General features: G+C 69.3%; 13 protein-coding genes. 2 read left to right on the forward strand and 11 right to left on the reverse strand.

Features of this window, described 5'->3' with window-relative positions; all coding sequences use genetic code 11:
* Positions 1-9: 9 nt before the first annotated feature.
* The 11 genes from smc to ttcA form a co-directional block, all read right to left on the reverse strand.
* Complete coding sequence (smc, locus tag ACX93N_RS13235) at positions 10-3507, reverse strand: chromosome segregation protein SMC (RefSeq protein ID WP_459428906.1); 3498 nt, start codon at positions 3505-3507, stop codon at positions 10-12.
* Between the two features lie 195 nt (positions 3508-3702).
* Positions 3703-4911 carry a c-type cytochrome biogenesis protein CcmI gene (gene ccmI / locus ACX93N_RS13240; protein WP_459428907.1) on the reverse strand — a complete coding sequence of 403 codons (1209 nt, stop codon included), beginning with the start codon at positions 4909-4911 and terminating at the stop codon, positions 3703-3705.
* Complete coding sequence (locus ACX93N_RS13245; protein ID WP_459428908.1) at positions 4908-5369, reverse strand: cytochrome c-type biogenesis protein; 462 nt, start codon at positions 5367-5369, stop codon at positions 4908-4910. Before ACX93N_RS13245 ends, ccmI begins: the two co-directional genes overlap by 4 nt.
* Entirely contained in the window at positions 5369-5911 is a 543-nt protein-coding gene (locus ACX93N_RS13250; protein WP_459428909.1) for a DsbE family thiol:disulfide interchange protein, read from the reverse strand. The genes ACX93N_RS13245 and ACX93N_RS13250 overlap by 1 nt, the downstream gene beginning before the upstream one ends.
* The gene (locus tag ACX93N_RS13255) at positions 5895-7880 is read right to left on the reverse strand and encodes a heme lyase CcmF/NrfE family subunit (protein ID WP_459428910.1); all 1986 of its coding nucleotides are present in this window, start codon (positions 7878-7880) and stop codon (positions 5895-5897) included. The genes ACX93N_RS13250 and ACX93N_RS13255 overlap by 17 nt, the downstream gene beginning before the upstream one ends.
* Positions 7877-8326, reverse strand: coding sequence for a cytochrome c maturation protein CcmE (ccmE, locus tag ACX93N_RS13260; protein ID WP_459428911.1), 450 nt, complete (start codon positions 8324-8326; stop codon positions 7877-7879). The genes ACX93N_RS13255 and ccmE overlap by 4 nt, the downstream gene beginning before the upstream one ends.
* Entirely contained in the window at positions 8310-8519 is a 210-nt protein-coding gene (gene ccmD, locus ACX93N_RS13265) for a heme exporter protein CcmD (RefSeq protein ID WP_459428912.1), read from the reverse strand. The genes ccmE and ccmD overlap by 17 nt, the downstream gene beginning before the upstream one ends.
* Entirely contained in the window at positions 8519-9259 is a 741-nt protein-coding gene (locus ACX93N_RS13270) for a heme ABC transporter permease (RefSeq protein ID WP_459428913.1), read from the reverse strand. Before ACX93N_RS13270 ends, ccmD begins: the two co-directional genes overlap by 1 nt.
* A 70-nt stretch (positions 9260-9329) precedes the next feature.
* Positions 9330-10019 (reverse strand): heme exporter protein CcmB, encoded by a 690-nt coding sequence (gene ccmB, locus ACX93N_RS13275; RefSeq protein WP_459428914.1) that lies wholly within the window; start codon positions 10017-10019, stop codon positions 9330-9332.
* On the reverse strand, positions 10016-10624 hold the full coding sequence (gene ccmA, locus ACX93N_RS13280; protein ID WP_459428915.1) for a cytochrome c biogenesis heme-transporting ATPase CcmA: 609 nt from the start codon (positions 10622-10624) through the stop codon (positions 10016-10018). The genes ccmB and ccmA overlap by 4 nt, the downstream gene beginning before the upstream one ends.
* Positions 10625-11467 carry a tRNA 2-thiocytidine(32) synthetase TtcA gene (ttcA, locus tag ACX93N_RS13285; RefSeq protein WP_459428916.1) on the reverse strand — a complete coding sequence of 281 codons (843 nt, stop codon included), beginning with the start codon at positions 11465-11467 and terminating at the stop codon, positions 10625-10627.
* A 171-nt stretch (positions 11468-11638) separates the two neighbouring features.
* Between ttcA and ACX93N_RS13290 the strand changes: the two genes are divergently transcribed.
* The gene (locus ACX93N_RS13290; protein WP_459428917.1) at positions 11639-12619 is read left to right on the forward strand and encodes a malate dehydrogenase; all 981 of its coding nucleotides are present in this window, start codon (positions 11639-11641) and stop codon (positions 12617-12619) included.
* An 18-nt stretch (positions 12620-12637) separates the two neighbouring features.
* The gene (locus tag ACX93N_RS13295; protein ID WP_459428918.1) at positions 12638-13261 is read left to right on the forward strand and encodes a TetR/AcrR family transcriptional regulator; all 624 of its coding nucleotides are present in this window, start codon (positions 12638-12640) and stop codon (positions 13259-13261) included.
* The last annotated feature ends 517 nt before the right edge of the window (positions 13262-13778 follow it).

The raw sequence follows: 13778 nt of genomic DNA on the forward strand, positions 1-13778 counted from the left end.
AGTTCGCCGTCAGCTAGCCGCCAGTTCTGCCGCTTCCTCCACATCCACGGCCACAAGGCGGGACACGCCGGGCTCGTGCATGGTGACCCCGAGCAACTGGTCGGCCATTTCCATGGTGATCTTGTTGTGGGTGATGAAGATGAACTGCACTTTTTCCGACATCTCCTTCACCATGCGAGCATAGCGCCCCACGTTGGCATCATCCAGCGGCGCATCCACCTCGTCGAGCATGCAGAACGGCGCCGGGTTCAACTGGAAGATCGAAAAAACGAGGGCGATGGCCGTCAGCGCCTTTTCGCCGCCCGAGAGCAGGTGAATTGTGCTGTTCTTCTTGCCGGGCGGGCGCGCCATGATAGAAATCCCCGTATCGAGCAGGTCGTCGCCGGTCATCTCGAGAGAGGCGCTGCCCCCGCCGAAAACCCGCGGAAACAGTTCCTGCAGGCCGCTGTTGACCTTGTCGAACGTGGCCTGGAAGCGGCTGCGTGTCTCCCGGTCGATCTTTCGAATGGCCGACTCGAGGGTCGCCAGGGCGCTCTCGAGATCCTCATTCTGCGCGTCGAGGTACTGCTTGCGCTCCGACTGCTGGCTGTACTCGTCGATCGCCGCGAGGTTGATCGGGCCCAGGCGGGCGATGCGCGCGGCTACGCGTTCCAGCTGCTGCTGCCAGCCCTCGCGGGTGGCGTCCTCCGGCAGGCTCTCGAGCACGACCTCGGGGTCCCGGGACAGCTCCTTCAGCTGCCGGCCGACGTTCTCCCGCTGCACCTGAAGCGTCTGCCGGCCGAGACGGCATTGCTCGAGCTCCGCGCGCGCCGAGGCGACCCGCTGCTCGATGGCCGCGCGGGCCTGTTCGTCGCTGCGCAGGGCGTGCTCGACCTCGGCAACGCGCTGGCGGGCCTCGGTCAGTTCCGCTTCCGCGGCGGAACGCAGCTGGAGTTGCGTCTCGAGCTCCGCCTCCAGCTCCGCCACCGGCGTACTCGTGTCCTCGAGGCCGCTGGCCAGGCTCGCCTGGCGCTCGCTGAGCTGGGCGACCTGCGCCTCGGTGCGCGCGATAGAGCTGCGTATCGTCTCGACCTGGGTCTGCAGCGCCCGCAGGCGCATGGCCGCCTGGTGGGCGCCATCGCGGGCCTGGCGGGCCGCCTGCCGGCAGCCGTCCAGTTCGCCCCGCAGCCGGTCCCGCTCGGAGAGCAGGGCCTCGCGCTCACCGGCATCGGCTTCCATGCGCTCGATCGCCTCGGCAAGCACCTGCCGGGCCTCGGCGATCGACGCCTGCTCGCCCTCGAACTGTGCGCGGGCCTCCTCGGCATCCCGGGCCAGCGCCGCGCGGCGGGCCTCCAGCTGCTCGACTCGCGCCTCCTGCGCCTTGAGCCGCGCCGCCGCGTCGGCCTGGCGGCGGCTGGCCGCCTGCTGGTCGCGCTGGAGGGCCTGGCGGGCGTGCTCCAGGTCGCGCAGGCGCTGGGCCTCGCCGGCCTGTGTCTGCTCCAGTTCACGCACGCGCTCGGTAGTCCCCTCGACAGACGCGGCCAGTGCCTCGAGTTCCTGCTGGCGCCGGATGACGCCGCCGGCTTCCATCTCTCCGCGGCGGAGCGAGAGCCAGTTCGGGCCGAGCCAGAGGCCCTCGGGTGTGATCACGGACTCGTGGCCCGCGAGCCCGCCACGCATTGCCAGCGCCTCGGCCTCATCTGCCGCGGTGCGCACCGCGGCCAGCAGTCCCGCGACGCGGCCGCCACAGCGCACCTGCGCGGCCAGGGTTCCCGCCGGTGCCGGCGGCACCGATGCCCGCGCCACGAGCGTCAGGTGCCCGGCCGCGAGCCCGTCGAGACGCTGGCCGAGACTGCCGAGATCGTCGACGCAGACCGCGTGCAGGTAATCACCGAGGACCGTCTCCACCGCCTGCTGCCAGGGCGCGGCCACTTCGAGCTGCGAGAGCAGCCGCGGCGCTGCTGCGAGGCCGTTGCCATCGAGCCAGGCATCGGCGCCCCCTGCGGCGTCCTCGGCCGCCGCCTGTTGAAGGGCTTCGAGAGAGGCTTGCCGTCCGCGCAGCTGGGCCAGCTCCGAACGCGCCGTGTCGAGTTCGCTGGCAAGGCGTGTTCCCTGCTCCCGGCACGCCCCGAGGTCGGCCGCCAGGGCCTCGCCCTGCTCTTCGTAACCGGCAATCGCGAGCTCCGCCTCCGCGAGCTCCTCGCGCAGCGGCGCCGGGTCCTCCTCGCCCTCCGCGGGCGCGAGCTCCCGCTGTTCGCCAGCGAGCTGCTCCATGCGTGCCTGCAGGCGTTTGAGCGCATGTTCGAGGTGCTGAATCCGCGACTGCTGCACCTCGGCCTGCTGCCGCGGCTCAGCGGCGCGATGGTTGAAGTCGTCCCAGCGTTGCTGCCAGCCCTGCATGGCCTCTTCGGCTGCGGCGAGGGCGGTCGCGGCCTCCTCGGCAGCGGCATCGAGCATCCCGCTCTCCGGCGAGAGCCCGGCGAGCTCCTCTTCCCAGGCGGCCAGCCGCTCCCGGTCCTCGCGCAGGTGCTGCTCGGCCTCATCGAGGTTGCTCCGCGTCTGCGCGAGGTCTTCCCGAAGCTGCCGGGAGCGTTCCTTCTGGTGCTGGATGCTCTGCTCGATGCGCGCCACTTCAGCGCCAAGGGTGTAGTAGCGGCCCTGCACCTCGTTGAAGACATCGGTGCGCTCGGTCTGCTCGACACGCTGCTGCTCGATCCGCGTATCGACCTGCTGATGCTCGGCGAGGACCGCCTCGAGGGACACCTCGAGTTCCCCGACCCTGCGAGCGCTCGTCGCGGCTTCGCTGTCGAGATCCTTCCACTCCAGGGCAAGGAGCTGAGCCTTGAGTGTGCGCTCCTCTTCCTTGAGGGCACTGTACTTCTCCGCGGCCTGTGCCTGCCGCTGCAGGTGCTGTAGCTGCCGGTCCAGCTCATCGCGCAGATCCGTCAGGCGCTCGAGGTTCTCGAGCGTCCGGCGCATCCGCGATTCCGTTTCCTTGCGCCGCTCCTTGTACTTGGAGATCCCCGCCGCCTCTTCGATGAAGACGCGCAGCTCCTCCGGGCGGGACTCGATGAGCCGGGAGATCATCCCCTGTTCGATAATGGCGTAACTTCGCGGCCCCAGCCCCGTGCCCAGGAAGATGTCGGTGATGTCGCGGCGCCGGCAGCGGGTGCCATTGAGAAAATACTCCGACTGACCCTCCCGGCTGACCTGCCGGCGCGTGGAGATTTCGGCATAGCTTGCATACTCGCCACCGACGCTGCCGTCGCTGTTATCAAAGGTCAGCTCGATGGAGGCCTGGCCGACCGGCTGGCGATTCACGGAGCCATTGAAGATGACATCCGCCATCGACTCGCCGCGCAGGTTCTTCGCGGAACTCTCCCCCATCACCCAGCGCACGGCGTCGATGATGTTGGACTTGCCGCAGCCATTCGGCCCCACCACGGCGGCCATGTTGCTGGGGAAGGTGACCGTGGTCGGGTCGACGAAGGACTTGAAGCCCGCCAGCTTGATCGACTTCAGCCGCATGGCGTGGCGGCTTCACAGGAGGTGTTTTTTGCAGCAGCTGCCTGAGCTTTCGTGGGCATCATTATGATTTTCTTGAACTTTCCGTTGTTTTCCAGCAAATGAAACCTCGCTGCGGACGCCGAGGCCCCACAACATGTAGTGTATCGACTTTCGACCGGCAACACTATGCCCGGGCGCCACCTGCCCCGGCGGCCCTCAACCAGCGGCCGGGGCAGCGTTCGGGACCAGGGAAACCTCCACCGAGGCACTGTCGTCCGCCGCCGCCGTCACCGGTCCCGCGCTGCCCGCGAACAGCGCGTTGGCAAGACCGGGCTGGCCGCCCGGGGAGACCTGCACGAAGACCCGCACGGCACCGGCCGTCGACAGCTTCTGCCCCGCCATGCTGTTGCGGTCGTCGAGGCGCAGGGTACGCGGCAACTCAGCGGCCGGGAAGCGCCGCACCGCGATGGGCATCCGGCTGGATGCGTCTTCCCGCCGGGCGAGCACGAAGACCGTCTCGCTGCCATCGAGCGCGCCCTCCGCGGGCGCTTTGACGGTGACGACGATGCCCGGACCGGCTTCGGCGCCGCCTCCATTGCCGTCAGTGCCGCCTTCGCGGTCCCCGCCGAGGCGCGCCCGGGCGCTGGCGATCACGTCCGCGAGCATCTGCGCGCTCGGTGAACCCGGCGGCTCCTGGGCGGCAAGGCGCTCCCAGTACTCGATGGCGGCGCGGTAGCGGCCGGTCTCGAAGGACGCCATGCCGAGCAGTCCCAGCGCGGTGCGCTGCCGCGGGTCCGTGGCGAGGGCCCGCTCCGCAAGGCGCTGCGCCTCGGGCGACAGCTGGCGCCCGGCGGCGAGGAAGCGCGCCTGCGCGGCCAGGGCGAGGGCCTGCGCGTCGCCCGGTGCGCGGCTGGCCAGGTCCGTGTAGGCGTCCGCGGCCAGCGCGTAGTTGCCGCGGGCCATGTGGTAGCGGCCGAGGAGCGCGCGGTAGCCGAGATTCTCCGGGCGCTGCCCCAGGCGGGCGCCGATATCGCTCATCAGGGCGTCGATGTCCCCCGCCGGCGTATCCTCCCCCAGCGCGTCGAGACGCTGCGCCAGGGTCACGTCGGGCATGGCGCCGAGCTGCCAGTAGAGCCAGCCGGCCGCGACCAGCATCAACAGCGGCAGCAACCAGGCGGCGCGGAAGCGCCGTTCCGCGACCGCCGAGGCAGGCTGAGGGTCCTCGACGCCGTCTTCGAGGACGCGCAGCCGCGCGTCTTCGAGCAGCTCGGCCTCGCCGCTCTCGGCGAGCTCCTCGCGGCGCAGGCGGAACCAGTCGAGGTTGGCGGCATCCTCCGCCCGGGCCCGGGCGCGGGCACCGGGGCGCACGATAAACAGGGCCGCCAGCGCGGCCAGCGCAGCGCAGGCAACGAAAAAGGTGATCATTCCGTGCGATCCCTCTCGGCGAGCAACGCCTCGAGGCGCGCCTGCTCCTCGCCGTCGAGCGCCGGCGCACCACCCCCGCGACCGTGGCGGAGGACGAGGACCGCGAGCCCGGCACCGACGGCGAGGAAGAGCACCGGCGCCAGCCAGAGCAGAGCGGTATTGCGGTCGAAGTCGGGCCGGTAGCGCACGAACTCGCCGTAGCGGCGCACCATGTTCTCGAGGATTTCCTTGTCCGTGGCCCCCGCTTCCAGCTGCTGGTAGAGCAGCCGGCGCAGGTCCCTGGAGATCGGCGCGTTGGAGTCGGCGATGTTCTGGTTCTGGCACTTCGGGCAGCGGAGTTCCTGGCTGAGCTGCCGGTAGCGCGCTTCCAGCTCCGGCGAGCTGAACTCATAGGTCTCGATCACTGCTGCCGCCGGCAGGGTGCACAGCGCAAGCAGGAAGGCCAGGGCCAGGCGCATCAGGAACCGCTCCCGGCGCCGCGGAGCTCGCGGTAGAGCGGCTCCAGGGTGTTTTCCCAGATGCGGTCGTTGACCTCGCCAACGTGCCGGTAGCGGACCACGCCATCGGCGTCCACGAGGTAGGTCTCCGGCGCGCCATAGACCCCGAGGTCAAGCCCCAGCGTACCCTCCGCGTCGACGATGTTCGCCCGGTAAGGGTTGCCGAGCTCGGCGAGCCAGCGCCGGGCAGCGGCGCTGTCGTCCTTGTAGTTGATGCCGTAGATCGGCACGCCGGCGTCGGCGAGCTGCTCGAGGTAGGGGTGCTCAGCCCGGCAGGTGATGCACCAGGTGGCCCAGACGTTGAACAGGGAAACCTCGCCGGTGACCGCCGCGTTGGTCAGCGTCTCCCCGCCGTCGAGGGACGGCAGGGAAAAGCTCGGCAGGGGCCGGTCGATCAGTGCCGAGGGCAGCTCCTTCGGGTCGAGCTGCAGCCCCCGGGCCAGCAGCAGCGCGAGGACGCCGAAGAGCGCCAGCGGTATGAAAAGCTTAAGCCGGGGCGCCACGGGCGGCCTCCTCGCGCGCCGGCGCGCGCTCCGCGGCGCGGACCCGGCGGTAGCGGCGGTCGGCGACGGTGGTCAGGCCGCCGATGGCCATCAGCAGCGCGCCCAGCCAGAGCCAGCGCACCATCGGCTTGTAATGGAGGCGGATGGCCCAGGCGCCACTGGTGCCCACCGGCTCTCCCATGGCGACGTAGAGATCGCGGAACAGGCCGGCGTCGATGGCGGCCTCGGTCATCACCGAGCCGCTGGCGAGGTAGCGGCGCTTCTGTGCCGCCAGCCGGGCGACCGGGCGGCCGTCCCGGGTCACGGCGAAACGGGCCTCGTCGGCGAGGTAGTTGGGGCCCTCGACGCGGCCCAGCCCGGTGAAGGTGAAGCGGTAGCCGGCCAGGGTCTCGCTGTCACCCGGGGCCATCTTGAGATCGTGCTCGATGCTGTACTGGCTGACAGCAACGGCGCCGAGGACGCTCGCGGCGAAGCCGAGGTGGGCCAGCTGCATGCCCCAGTAGCTCGCCGGCAGCCGGCGCAAACCGCGACCGGCACTCGGCGCACTGCGCACCCGGTTGTAGAGATCCCGGGCAAGGCCGAGGACGAGCCAGGCCGCCAGGGTCACGGCGAGGGCGACCCAGAGGTTGTACCCCTCGCCGAACAGGGGCAGCAGGAAACCGCAGGCGACGGCGGCAAGGCCGGGCAGGAGCAGCTCTTTTTTCCAGCGCGCGGCGCTGTCCTGCTTCCAGCGCGAGAGCGGGCCGATGCCCATCACCGGCATGACGAGGGCCATGAGCGGCACGAAAACGGCATTGAAGTACGGCGGGCCCACGGAGTATTTGCCGAGCTCGAAGGCATCCATGACCAGCGGGAAAAGGGTGCCGAAGAGCACCGTGAGCGTGGACACGGTGAACACGAGGTTGTTGATCAGGAGCAGTGTTTCCCGCGACAGCCACGCGAAGCGTATGCGGCTGGTTACCGTGGGCGCGCGCATGGCGTAGAGGCCCAGGGAACCGCCGACCACGACGGCCAGGAAGGCCAGGATGAATAGCCCGCGCGCGGGATCCGTGGCGAAGGCGTGCACGGAGGTGAGCACGCCCGAGCGAACGAGGAAAGTGCCGAGCAGACTCAGGGAGAACGCGAAGATAGCCAGCAGCACGGTCCAGCTCTTGAACAGGCCGCGCTTCTCGGTCACGGCGAGCGAGTGCAGCAGCGCGGTGCCGGCCAGCCAGGGCATGAAGGACGCGTTTTCCACCGGATCCCAGAACCACCAGCCGCCCCAGCCCAGCTCGTAATAGGCCCACCAGCTGCCGAGCATGATGCCCGCGGACAGGAACGCCCAGGCGACGTTGGTCCAGGGCCGGGACCAGCGTGCCCAGGCCGCGTCGAGCCGCCCGCCGAGGAGCGCCGCGATGGCGAAGGCAAAGGCGACGCTGAAACCGACGTAGCCCATGTAGAGAAGCGGCGGGTGGATGATCAGGCCCGGGTCCTGCAGCAGCGGGTTGAGGTCGTTGCCGTCGCCAGGTGTGCTGGGCAGCAGCCGCTCGAAGGGGTTTGACGTGAACAGCGAGAACGAAAGGAAGCCGACGGCGATGAAGCCCATCACCGCAAGCACCCGCGCCAGGACCACGGTGGGCAGCTGCCGGCTGAACGCGGCCACGGCGGCCATCCAGCCTGCAAGGATCGTCACCCACAGCAGCAGCGACCCCTCGTGGTTGCCCCAGAGGGCCGAGAACTTGTAGACGGGCGGCAGCAGGCTGTTGCTGTTCGCCGCCACCACGCGCACGGAAAAGTCATCCTGCAGAAAGGCAGTGGCGAGGCAGCCGAAGGCGATGGCACAGAACACCAGAACCCCCACCGCCAGCGAGGGGGCGAGGGCCATGGCGCCCAGGTTGCGGCGCCAGGCGCCCCACAGCGGCACCACGGCGAGCGTGACCGCGAGGCACAGCGCGAGGATCAGGGCGAAGTGGCCGAGTTCTGGAATCAAAGCAGTTCTCCCTCCGCGCTGCGGCCGGCCTTCTCGAGCGCATCGGCGACCTCCGGCGGCATGTAGTTCTCGTCATGCTTGGCGAGCACCTCGCTGGCGACGAGCACGCCATCGGGGCCGAGCACGCCGGCGGCGACAGCGCCCTGCCCCTCGTCGAAAAGATCCGGAAGAATGCCCTCGTAGACCACGGGGACCGTGGCCTGGTAATCGGTCACGGCGAAACGCACGGCCAGGCTGTCGTCGCTGCGCTGGACGGAACCCTCGACCACCATGCCGCCGACGCGGATCGGCGTACCCTCGGGTGCGAGCCCGGCCGCCACCTCCGCGGGGGGATAGAACAGGTTGATGTTGCCGCGCAGCGCATAGACCGCGAGGCCGATGGCCAGTGAGGAAAACGCCACGACACAGAGGACGATGATCAGGCGCTGTTTACGAACCGGGTGCATGTGCTGCCTCCTCGGCACTGTGGTTGGCCTCCCGCCGCAGCTCGCCGCGCACTGCCCTCAGCAGGCGCCGGCGGCGGCGCCCGGGAGCGGTCAGCACGAGAACGAGGACAAGCAGCGTAATCGCATAGGCGGCCCAGACGTAGGGGCCGTGCCCGTCCATCGCCAGCAGTGCTTCGACGCTGTCGAAATACATCAGGCTTCCCCGCCGGCGAGCCGGCGTACCCAGCCCGTGCGCGCCTCCCGGGCGAGAATCTCGGCACGCATATTGCCCAGCAGCGCGCAGGTGAAGACCCCGTAGAAGGCCGCGATGGACAGCAGCAGCGGATAGAGCATGCTCGGATCGATGCTCGAGCCGCCGGTAAACTTGATCGATGCCGGCTGGTGAAGGCTGTACCACCAGTCCACCGACTTGTAGATGATCGGGATGTTCACCGTGCCCACGAGGCTGAGCACGGCGCAGGCGCGGCTGGCCGCCGCCTTGTTGTCATAGGCCTCGTAGAGGGCGATCACGCCCAGGTAGAGAAACAGCAGGATGAGCATCGAGGTGATGCGCGCATCCCACACCCACCAGGCACCCCAGGTGGGTTTGCCCCAGATAGACCCGGTGATCAGGGCGATGAAGGTGAGCGCGGCCCCCACCGGGGCCGTGGCCTTCATGGCGATATCGGCCATCTTCATTTTCCAGATGAGGCTGACGGCACCGGCGATGGCCATCACGTAGTAGCCCGCGAGGGCGACCACGGCAGCCGGCACGTGGATATAGATGATCCGGTAGCTGTTGCCCTGGCGGAAATCCGGCGCGGTGAACAGCAGCCCCCACGCGAGACCGCCGACCAGGGCCAGCAGGGACAGGGGCAGGAGCCAGCGCAGGAGGGTCCCCGCGATGCGATACAGCCAGGGCGGAGACCCGAGTTTATGGAAGAAGGACCACATGGCGGCGCGAATTATACAGCGGTGTACTCACCAACAACAAAGCAATTCGAGGCTGCCGCAGAGAGGCCGGTCAGGCATCGATGCTGATGCGCAACCCCGCCCCGATGGCGAAGGGCCCGAGGGCGGCGGCGAGGCTGAACAGCGCACCCAGGATCGCCAGGAACGGCCCGACGGGCAGCCCCGCGAGCGCGGCTTCCACGGCACCGGCGCCGAAAATCAGCACGGGCATGTAGAAGGGCAGCACGAGCAGCGCAATGAGCATGCCGCCGCGGCGCAGTCCGACGGTCAGTGCCGCGCCGATGCTGCCCACGAAGCTCAGCACCCCGCTGCCGAGAAGCAGGCTGGCGACCAGCGCCGGCAGCGCCGCCACGGGCAGGTTCAGCATCACTGCGAACAGGGGCGCGATGGCCGCCAGCAGTACGCCCGTGAGCAGCCAGTGCGCGAGCACATAGGCAAGCACCGAGAGGTAGAGCGGCTGCGGCGACAGGAGCAGCTGCTCCAGGCTGCCGTCTTCCAGGTCGGAACGGAAGAGGCCCTCGGCGCTGAGCAGGTTAGCCAGCAGCGCGATGATCCAGAGAATACCCGGGGCGAAGTCCGCGAGCCTGTCCGGCGCCGGGCCCAGGCCCAGGGGGAACAGCGCGACGACCATGGCGAAGAAAAGCAACGGGTTGAAGACGGCAACGGGCCGGCGCAGCGCCAGCGTCAACTGCCGCCGCAGCAGCCGGCCCGAGAAGGCCAGCGGACCCGGCGCGGCGCTCACGCAGCGATTTCCGCCCGCAGTACCACCGCGTCCACGCGGTAGCTGACGGCGAGGGGCTGGTGTGAGGTGAACAGCACGGCCCCGCCGCGCTCCGCGTGGCTGACGAAGAGCGCCTGCAGCGCGGCGACCCCGTCCCGGTCGATGGCGGTGAAGGGCTCGTCGAGTAGCCATAGCGGGCTCGTCGAGAGGTGCAGTCGGGCGAGGTTCACGCGCCGGTGCTGCCCCGCGGAGAGGCTGTGCGCCGGGACATCCTCGTAGCCATGGAGCCCCACGGCGGCCAGCGCCGCGTCGATGGCGTCGTCGGCGTGGCTGCCCTCCCCCGCCGGATGCCAGCGCAGGTTCTCCCGCGGGGTCAGCAGCCCCTTTACCGCAGGATGATGTCCGAGGAAGAGGAGCGGTGCCGACCGCATGACCCGTCCGTCGAAGCCGTGCCGGGACAGGCCGGCGAGGATACGCAGGAGGCTCGTCTTGCCCGCCCCGTTCGCCCCCTCCACCTGCACCAGCTGACCGGGCCGGACAGCCAGGGACAGGCCGCAGAAGAGGCGTCGGCCACCCCGCTCGAGGGTCAGCCCGCTCGCACTGAGAAGCGGCTCGTCACCAGCCACTTACAGGTTGACCGCGTGGATGCGCCGTTCGGCCCCGCCTTCCCCCGGCTGCTGCTCCAGCCCGGCGAAGTCGAAGAGCGCGCGGTCGGCCAGCTGGGACGGTGCGACGTTGGCGATACTGCGAAAAATGGTTTCCGTCCGACCCGGGTAGCGCTTCTCCCAGTCGGCGAGCATGGCCTTTACCTGGACCCGCTGGAGGTTTTCCTGCGAACCGCAGAGGTTGCAGGGAATGATCGGGAATTGCTTCACGTCGGCGTAGGCCGCAAGGTCCTTTTCCTTGCAGTACGCCAGCGGCCGGATGACCACGTGGCGGCCGTCGTCGCTGAGCAGTTTCGGCGGCATGGCCTTCAGCGTGCCGCCAAAGAACATGTTCAGGAAGAGCGTCTCGACGATATCGTCCCGGTGATGGCCGAGGGCGATGCGGGTTGCGCCGATGTCCTCCGCAAAGCCGTAGAGCGTACCCCGGCGCAGCCGGGAACAGAGCCCGCAGGTGGTCTTGCCCTTCGGGATCACGTCCCTGACGATACTGTAGGTGTCCTTTTCCACCACATGGTAGGGAACACCCAGCTCCTCGAGATAGGCCGGCAGCACGTGCTCCGGGAAGCCCGGCTGCTTCTGGTCGAGATTGACGGCGATGAGCTCAAAGTCGACCGGTGCGCTCTGCTTGAGGGACAGCAGGATGTCGAGCATGCCGTAGGAGTCCTTGCCGCCGGACAGGCATACCATGACGCGGTCACCCTCGCCGATCATGTTGTAGTCCACGATGGCGTTGGCGACGTTGCGCCGCAGGCGTTTCTGCAGCTTGTTGAACTCGGTTTTTTCCTTGCGGGACAGTTCGCGCACGGGAGGCGTCCGTCGGGTGTCGGCGGGGGCGCAATGCTAGCGCAGAGGCCGTCGCAGCGTCCACCGGCGGGGCCGCGGGCAACTTGTTTTTTCCCGGTGCTGCACGGACAATATCAGCCCCGCTGGACCTCTATCGCCACAATGCCAACGAAAGCCAACGAAGGAAGCCTCATGAAAGCACCCGTTCGTGTCACCGTGACCGGCGCGGCCGGCCAGATCGGCTACGCCCTGCTGTTCCGCATCGCCTCCGGCGCCATGCTCGGCGACGACCAGCCCGTGATCCTGCAGCTGCTGGACATCACCCCGGCCCTGGACGCCCTCGAGGGCGTGCGCATGGAACTCGATGACTGTGCCTTCCCGCTCCTCGCCGGTATCATCTGCACGGACGACCCGAACGTGGGCTTCAAGGACTGTGACTACGCCCTTCTCGTCGGCGCCCGCCCGCGCGGCCCCGGCATGGAGCGCAAGGACCTGCTCGAGGCAAACGCGGCGATTTTCTCCGAGCAGGGCAAGGCGCTGAACACGCACGCGAGCCGCGACGTGAAAGTGCTGGTTGTCGGCAACCCGGCGAACACCAACGCGCTTATTGCCCAGCGCAACGCACCGGACCTCGACCCGCGCAACTTCACGGCGATGATGCGCCTGGACCACAACCGCGCCAAGACGCAACTGGCCCAGAAGACCGGCAAGGCCGTGACCGACGTGCGCCACATGACCGTCTGGGGCAACCATTCCGCCACCCAGTACCCGGACCTCTTCAACACCGAGGTCGCCGGCACCCCCGCCATGGAGTTCGTCGACCAGGGCTGGTACGAAGAGACGTTCATACCGACGGTGCAACAGCGCGGCGCGGCCATCATCAAGGCGCGCGGCGCCTCCTCCGCCGCCTCGGCGGCGAACGCGGCCATCGACCACATGCGCGACTGGGCCCTCGGCACTGCCGGTAACGACTGGGTTTCCATGGGCGTCTACAGCGATGGCTCCTACGGCATCGCCAAGGGGCTGATCTACTCCTTTCCCTGTCGCTGCAAGGACGGGCAGTGGGAGATCGTTCAGGGACTCGACATCGGCGAATTCAGCCAGGGCCGCATGGCGGCAACGGAGCAGGAACTCACCGAGGAGCGGGACGCGGTCAAGCACCTGCTGCCCTGAGGCCGAGGCACGGCAGCGATGACCAGGAACCCGGCGCGCGCGCGCAGCTACCATCACGGTAACCTGCGCGCCGAACTGCTCGACACGGCCATCGCCGAGCTGGCCGAGGGTGGAGCCGACTCGCTCAGCCTCCGTGCCCTCGCCCGCCGCATCGGTGTTTCGCAGACCGCCCCCTACCGGCATTTCGCCGACAAGGAAGCGCTGCTCGCGGCCATGGCGGTGCGCGGCTATCGCGACCTCCTGGATACCCTGCGCCGGGCCGGCGAGGCCGCCGGCGCTGAGCCGCAGCAGCAGCTCGCTGCCTTCGCTCACGCCTATGTGACCTACGCCGCCGACCGGCCGGCACTGTTCAAGCTCATGTTCGGCCCGCTGCTGCAGCCACCGGAGAAGTTCCCGGCGCTGCGCGATATCAGCCGGGAAACCTTTTCCGTGGTGCAGCAGATCCTCCAGCGAGGCATCGAGCTGGGCCGCTTCCGCGGCAGCGACGATGTGCGCTACATGGCCAACGTCGCCTGGGCCAGCATCCACGGCATGGCCACCCTGCGCGTCGACGCCCCCGCCCTCTTTGAGCGCCACGTGGACCTCCACCGGCAGGTCGACCTCGCCGTCGACAGCTTCCTGAACGGGATCCTCGCGAAATAGTTCAGCGCGAAGGGGCGGCCCCGGCACTCGCGGCAGACCTTGACGGACCAAACAGCTGAAAAGACGCCGGTCGCGTAGGCCCGGGGCGCCTGCGGGAGGGCGCCCCCAGTCGCTCCCCGATACACGCTTTGTGGGCGCATGTCCCCAGACCCGCCCCTGCCGCCGCAGCCCTTACCTCAGCTCTGGAGGCAGGTGAGGCGGTAGGGGGGAGGCCGCGAGACTTCTCTCACAAAGCGTGTAACGGGGAGCGACTGAGAGAAGTCTCCCGGGCTCACCCCGGACTTCTGTGTTGGCCCGGCAGGGCTCACCGCGAAACCCCGGCGCGGGGGGGGGGGGGGGGGGGGGGGGGGGGGCCCGGCACCGCCCCCCGGGAGCCCCCCTCCCCCCCCCCCCCCCCCCCCCCCCCCCCCCCCCCGTATGCGCACGCCTGGTGGTCCCCCCCCCCCCCCCCCCCCCCCCCCCCCCCCCCCCCCCCCCCCCCCCCCCCCCCCCCCCCCCCCCCCCGCGCCGGGGTTTC

Source organism: Pseudohaliea sp. (genome assembly GCF_054552115.1).

What these genes read in the sequence shown, in the direction of transcription:
- smc (WP_459428906.1), bottom strand. Translation starts at nt 3,507, where the DNA reads ATGCGGCTGAAGTCGATCAAGCTGGCGGGCTTCAAGTCCTTCGTCGAC.
- ccmI (WP_459428907.1), bottom strand. Translation starts at nt 4,911, where the DNA reads ATGATCACCTTTTTCGTTGCCTGCGCTGCGCTGGCCGCGCTGGCGGCC.
- ACX93N_RS13245 (WP_459428908.1), bottom strand. Translation starts at nt 5,369, where the DNA reads ATGCGCCTGGCCCTGGCCTTCCTGCTTGCGCTGTGCACCCTGCCGGCG.
- ccmE (WP_459428911.1), bottom strand. Translation starts at nt 8,326, where the DNA reads ATGCACCCGGTTCGTAAACAGCGCCTGATCATCGTCCTCTGTGTCGTG.
- ccmD (WP_459428912.1), bottom strand. Translation starts at nt 8,519, where the DNA reads ATGTATTTCGACAGCGTCGAAGCACTGCTGGCGATGGACGGGCACGGC.
- ACX93N_RS13270 (WP_459428913.1), bottom strand. Translation starts at nt 9,259, where the DNA reads ATGTGGTCCTTCTTCCATAAACTCGGGTCTCCGCCCTGGCTGTATCGC.
- ACX93N_RS13290 (WP_459428917.1), top strand. Translation starts at nt 11,639, where the DNA reads ATGAAAGCACCCGTTCGTGTCACCGTGACCGGCGCGGCCGGCCAGATC.
- ACX93N_RS13295 (WP_459428918.1), top strand. Translation starts at nt 12,638, where the DNA reads ATGACCAGGAACCCGGCGCGCGCGCGCAGCTACCATCACGGTAACCTG.